General features: G+C 48.8%; 5 protein-coding genes and 1 tRNA gene. 5 read left to right on the top strand and 1 reads right to left on the bottom strand.

Features of this window, described 5'->3' with window-relative positions:
- The 5 genes from QUA54_RS25465 to fba all read left to right on the top strand — a co-directional run.
- Positions 1 to 247: hypothetical protein (locus tag QUA54_RS25465; RefSeq protein WP_333416849.1), on the top strand; the 247-nt coding region annotated here is incomplete at its 5' end.
- Between the two features lie 12 nt (positions 248 to 259).
- Positions 260 to 2,341, top strand: a complete 2,082-nt coding sequence (locus tag QUA54_RS25460; protein ID WP_333416847.1) for a CapA family protein — start codon at positions 260 to 262, stop codon at positions 2,339 to 2,341.
- A 134-nt stretch (positions 2,342 to 2,475) separates the two neighbouring features.
- Entirely contained in the window at positions 2,476 to 3,345 is an 870-nt protein-coding gene (locus tag QUA54_RS25455; RefSeq protein ID WP_445301589.1) for an aldose epimerase family protein, read from the top strand.
- A gap of 67 nt (positions 3,346 to 3,412) precedes the next feature.
- Positions 3,413 to 3,484, top strand: a tRNA-Lys gene (locus tag QUA54_RS25450).
- Between the two features lie 193 nt (positions 3,485 to 3,677).
- On the top strand, positions 3,678 to 4,757 hold the full coding sequence (gene fba / locus QUA54_RS25445; RefSeq protein WP_015177149.1) for a class II fructose-bisphosphate aldolase: 1,080 nt from the start codon (positions 3,678 to 3,680) through the stop codon (positions 4,755 to 4,757).
- A 169-nt stretch (positions 4,758 to 4,926) separates the two neighbouring features.
- Here the strand turns inward: fba and QUA54_RS25440 are convergent, their stop codons facing one another.
- Entirely contained in the window at positions 4,927 to 5,565 is a 639-nt protein-coding gene (locus QUA54_RS25440; RefSeq protein ID WP_333416845.1) for a hypothetical protein, read from the bottom strand.
- Positions 5,566 to 5,577 lie beyond the last annotated feature (12 nt).

The following is a 5,577-nucleotide window of genomic DNA, read 5'->3' as shown; positions in this document are numbered from 1 at the left end:
TGTTGCTTGGAGGTTTTTTCTAGCCCCCAGCACCCCCTCTGAACTCAATCTAAAATCTCAAATCTCAAATTTAAAATCGATTGACCCAAGTGTGATAAAAATCATTGACAGCAGGCAGGCCCTGAATGTAGAAAATGGTGGCGGCCAACAACAAGCTTCAAAACGGGCAGCGGAACCTGTGGCGGTTAAGCTAAAAGAATTGCGGTTCTGTTCAAAACAAATAGGAGTCATCGCTTGTGGGTATTAAGGAGGCTAATTGATGGTGTACGCAGAAAATTGGTCGCAGCCGTCTATCTTGGATCTAGCGCGATCGGGCAACTTTCAAGCCCTCAATTACTGGATTGACAGCTTGCTGCGACCCGAAGGGATTTATGCCCGCGTCGAACAGGCTCATGCCGGCTGCGTCCAAATCCTCGTAGAATTTCAGCGCGAATTTGCGCCAGATACTAGATTACTGGGGAGCACTCTCCGGGAAGGCTTAGTCAAATTTATTTGCCACCAACTCTGGAGACTCAACTCGCCAGCAGTACAAGGAGTGCGAATTCACGCGCGCTTGGCTGGGGAACCAGAAATTCTCTGGAAACAGTCAGTGCGAATTGTCACTCCGGCAAACCGCCAGCAGCGGCGTTACCGTTCCCTACAGGCCGTCGATTGGGTTAAATTTAAAACGTATCGTTCTCTGCTGCTAGTGGGCTCGGCACTTGCCTCATTTATTTTAGGGTGTTGGGTGAGCTACCACGAGGCTCTTACCCTGCGGTTAGTATCCCCAGTATCCGGGTATCAGCAAGCTGGGGTAATATCGGGACCGCCTCCAAAACGTGCGGATACGGTGCAAGCGGCCTTAGAAGTGGTACCAGTAGTACAGCAAAAGCAAGTTGCTAATCCTTACGACCCAACCGTAACGCTGATGTTCGGAGGAAATGTGAATCTATCGGATGCGCTCGGAGCATCTGCTGCAGGCAAGGATTACCATTGGGCTTTCGCCAATATGGACGAGTACCGGCAAGCAGATGTGGCAATGGTTAACCTAGAAAACTCTCTGACTCGCTCTACATTGGGATCGGGCAAAAAACAATTAAATTTTAAAGCCGATCCAGAATCGGTGAAAGTATTAACAGCAGGAGGAGTGGATATTGTCAATCTGGCAAATAGCCACGCTATGGATTACGAGGAACCGGGGCTGGTGGAGACTATAAATACTTTAGATAATAGTCGGCTTCAACACCTGGGAGCCGGTAGAGATATTAAAGAAGCAAGGCGTCCAGATATTATTGAGGTTAAGGGTCAGCGGCTCGCCTACCTCAGTTATTACGATGCCGACCTTCACGCCGCCGACCAAGGCAAAGCGGGCACTAACCCCCGCCGCAACAATCGCGTGGCAGAGGATATTCGAGCTCTCAGGGGTCAGGTAGACTGGATTATTGTTAATTACCACTGGGGAGTCGAATTGGCAGATTATCCGGGGGACTGGCAGATTGATTTGGCTCGGTTCACGATCGACCAAGGAGCTGATTTGGTAGTGGGACACCACCCCCAGGTCTTGCAAGGTGCAGAAATTTACAAGGGCCGCCCGATTGTTTACTCGCTCGGTAATTTTATATTCGGCGGGAATGCTCGCAGGGATTATGATACCGCAGTCCTGAAAGTATCGCTCAAAGACAGGAGTATGAAGGTAGAGTTTCTGCCTGTGGAGGTGAAAAAGTTTCAGCCGAAAGTGGTGGAGGGAGCCGCAGCAGATCGCATCCTCAAACACGTTGAGCAAATTTCTAGTATTTTCGATCGACCGATGCGATCTTCTGTAGTTCTCGATGCCCTAGTCCAGCCAGGAGCAGCACCAAAAACTCCAAATTCTCCGTTGCCCGGAGGAGCAAAGAGCGGTACTTACCAGCCCGGGCGGGGTTCCGGGGGAACCTCCGGTGAAAGCACTCTGCAAGGCCCCGGACAACCCAAACCAACTTTGATTTTGCCGGCTTTGCCGGCTGCGCCCAAACAGCCGGACAACTCTTCATTGTTCCCGAACGGGACGGGGCCTGCAATTGAGTCCAACCCGCCTGCGAATCAAAATTTGCCGCCGCGCATCTACCCGACTCAACCTGAAAATCCCAGCCGGGAAGCAGAGCCGTTTACGAAAGAGCCATTCATCAAAGAACCGTTTATTGCGCCTCCATCTCCCAGTCAAGGAGCAGTGCCGAGTCCCCAAAGCTATCTTCCCCCCACTCGGGCTGTATCTTTTGAAGTCGCACTCAAAGAGCAGCCGACCTCCGCGATCGTTCCAGGTACAAGCAGTAACCGCTCCAAGCAGCGGATCGCCCTGCCTTCTATAGCTGGAAGCATTGGTTAGCCGCTGGGGGTCGGAGCGAGGATGCAGGGGGAGGATAGGAGCGGTAATGGGTGAACATCAACATACCAGCGACCAATTATTAACGACTGATTTACTGACAACCAATGATCAATGACCTACTACCGATGACAAATGTGTTTGCGATCGCGCTCAAGCAAAAGCAGTACAAAACCTATATCCTCTCCGACGAAACCGCTAACTCTACTCTAGAAGTTGTGCCGGAACGGGGCGGTATTGCCACTAGCTGGCTGGTTGAAGGCAAAGAAATCTTATACTTGGACGCGGAACGGTTCGCCAATCCCGATCTGACTGTACGCGGCGGGATTCCCATCCTGTTTCCGATCTGCAGCAATCTCCCCGACAATACTTACACCCACAAGGGAGTGCAGCATAAGCTCAAACAGCACGGCTTTGCCCGAGACTTGCCTTGGAGAATAGGCGAACAAGTTACGGAGGGTTGCGCCGCTCTTACCCTGATTCTCGACAGCAGCGACAAGACGCTGGCTGTTTATCCCTTTGATTTCCAACTCGCCTTCACTTATCAGATTAAAGGGAATTCTTTAGAAATTTTTCAGCGCTACACCAATCTGTCTGCCGAACCCATGCCGTTTTCTAGTGGTTTGCACCCCTACTTTTTGGCGACGGACAAATCTAAGCTCCGGTTTGAGATTCCGGGGATGCAGTACAGAGATCAGAACACCCACCAAAAAGGTTACTTCACCGGCGTTTTTGACCCGATGCTGGATGAAATTGATGTTTCTTTTGACGAACTCACTGGTCTTGCTGCTACTGTCACTGACGCTGCCCAGGGCTTGCGGCTCACCCTCAGTTACAACTCCAGCTATGGGAAGTTGGTTTTCTGGATGGTGAAGGGCAAGGATTTTTACTGTTTAGAACCTTGGACTGCTCCTCGAAATGCCCTCAACACTGGCGAACACTTGATTTATTTGCAGCCGGGAGCGACTTGCGAGATGCTGGTTCGCATGACTGCAAATTTTATTTAAAAAACACTTGCTATTTCAAATGAGGGGTGCTACTATTAGAAATTGTGTGCGGTAACAATGTTTTCTCGGGTCGCTAGCTCAGCGGTAGAGCATTCGGCTTTTAACCGATTGGTCTCGGGTTCAAATCCCGGGCGACCCATAAAAAATTGGTGAGTTAAAAATTTTGAGTTTTGAGTGGAATGCTCGGAACTCAAAATTTTGTTTTTTGAACTTTTAAGTAAATCTGGAAAGATAGTGCGCGATCGGTGGCAAATTGTCTTAATATTATCGTAAGAATTGAGCTTGTCCAAAATTCACTGCCCAAAAATCACAAATAATTAGGAGGAATATCTATGGCGCTTGTACCTATGCGATTGCTGCTCGACCACGCGGCTGAAAATGGTTACGGCCTACCGGCTTACAACGTCAACAACATGGAGCAAATCCAAGCGATCATGCGCGCTGCTGACGAAACCAACAGCCCTGTGATTCTGCAAGCTTCTCGCGGCGCTCGCTCCTACGCTGGCGAAAATTTCCTGCGCCACTTGATTTTGGCAGCAGTTGAAACCTATCCTCACATTCCCATTTCCATGCACCAAGACCACGGCAATGCCCCCGGCACTTGCTATTCTGCCATGCGCCAAGGTTTCACCAGCGTGATGATGGACGGTTCTCTGGAAGCGGATGCTAAGACTCCCGCCAGCTACGAGTACAACGTTGAAGTTACTCGCGAAGTGGTGAAAGTTGCTCATTCGATCGGCGTTAGCGTTGAAGGCGAACTGGGTTGTTTGGGTTCTCTGGAAACAGGGATGGGCGAAGCAGAAGACGGCCACGGCTTTGAAGGTGCGCTTTCTCACGATCAGTTGCTGACAGATCCTGAACAAGCTGTTGATTTCGTCGAGCAAACCGGCGTTGATGCTCTAGCAGTCGCGATCGGCACTTCTCACGGCGCTTACAAGTTCACTCGCAAGCCGACGGGCGAAATTTTGGCAATCAGCCGCATTGAAGAAATTCACCGCCGCTTGCCGAATACTCACTTGGTAATGCACGGTTCTTCTTCTGTGCCCCAAGAATTGCTGGAAATCATCAACAGCAACGGCGGCAAAATCCGCGAAACCTACGGCGTACCTGTGGAAGAAATCCAAAAGGGCATCAAGTGCGGCGTTCGCAAGATCAATATCGATACTGACAACCGTTTGGCGATTACCGCTGCGGTGCGCGAAGCTTTGTTTGCCAAGCCCGATGAGTTTGACCCCCGCCACTTCTTGAAGCCGTCGATCAAGTATATGCAAAAGGTTTGTAGCGATCGCTACAACTCTTTTGGTTGCGCCGGTAACGGTACAAAGATTAAGCAAGTATCTTTGGACGATTTTGCAGCTAAGTATGCTAAGGGCGAATTGAGCTCTTCTGCTAAGAAGACTGTGGCTGTTTAAGAATTTTAGGTTTTAGATTTTAGTTTTGTCTGAAATCTAAAGTTAGGATTGCCGGGTAGCTGTGGAGTTGCCCGGTTTTTGTTTGTGCGATTTTATGTATTTAGTCACTCCGCGATTGAAATCGCTATTATACAAAATAAGTCTGCCTCTGCAGACTAATAGATATCAATTACACCGCAGAGGCGATCGCATATTGCCTCAGTACAGGTGAAATCGTGTAAAAATTTGCTTGTTGTTCAATCAAGCAGCGCCGTGATAGAGATTGCAGCGCATTTAGCAAATCTGAAGCCGGAATTATGTCATTTTCTAGCAATTTAGCCCGGTCGATCGGCTGCCTTTCTTTCGCTAACAAGGAGATTACTTGTTTTTCCAGTTCCGATAGGCGATCGCACTGCTGCTGTAAAACATCTTTCAAATCTTCTGGCAACAATATGGTATCATTTGGTAATAACTCTGTCACGCCTCCTCCCAAGTCTTGAATCAGATTCGCCACGCTTTTTAACCATAGGGGGTTGCCTTGGTAGCGATGAATGAGTGCTTCACTGTTGTCGCTTTCTTCTAACCCATAATCTCTAAGAATTTTCCTTGCAGCGGCGATGTCTAAACCTTTGAGTTGTAAGGTATGAATGGAAGTATTTTGGTTTTTAACTTGAGTCACTTCTCTCGGTTGTTCCCAACCGATTAACATCAAGCAGCTTTGATGGGATAATTTTTCTATTTGTTTGAATAAAGTGCGATATCCTGGGTCTTCTGGGTTTGCGGTGTAAACTGTATAATATATGAACTTTATGCTAGAGGCTAAGCTCATGGATTTTCATCT

The organism is Microcoleus sp. MOSTC5, assembly GCF_036701825.1.
Lineage (GTDB): Bacteria > Cyanobacteriota > Cyanobacteriia > Cyanobacteriales > Microcoleaceae > Microcoleus > Microcoleus asticus.
This window is presented reverse-complemented; position numbering and strand designations above follow the sequence as displayed.

Coding starts and splice junctions, on each gene's coding strand:
- fba (WP_015177149.1), top strand. CDS start 3,678: ATGGCGCTTGTACCTATGCGATTGCTGCTCGACCACGCGGCTGAAAAT.
- QUA54_RS25440 (WP_333416845.1), bottom strand. CDS start 5,565: ATGAGCTTAGCCTCTAGCATAAAGTTCATATATTATACAGTTTACACC.
- QUA54_RS25460 (WP_333416847.1), top strand. CDS start 260: ATGGTGTACGCAGAAAATTGGTCGCAGCCGTCTATCTTGGATCTAGCG.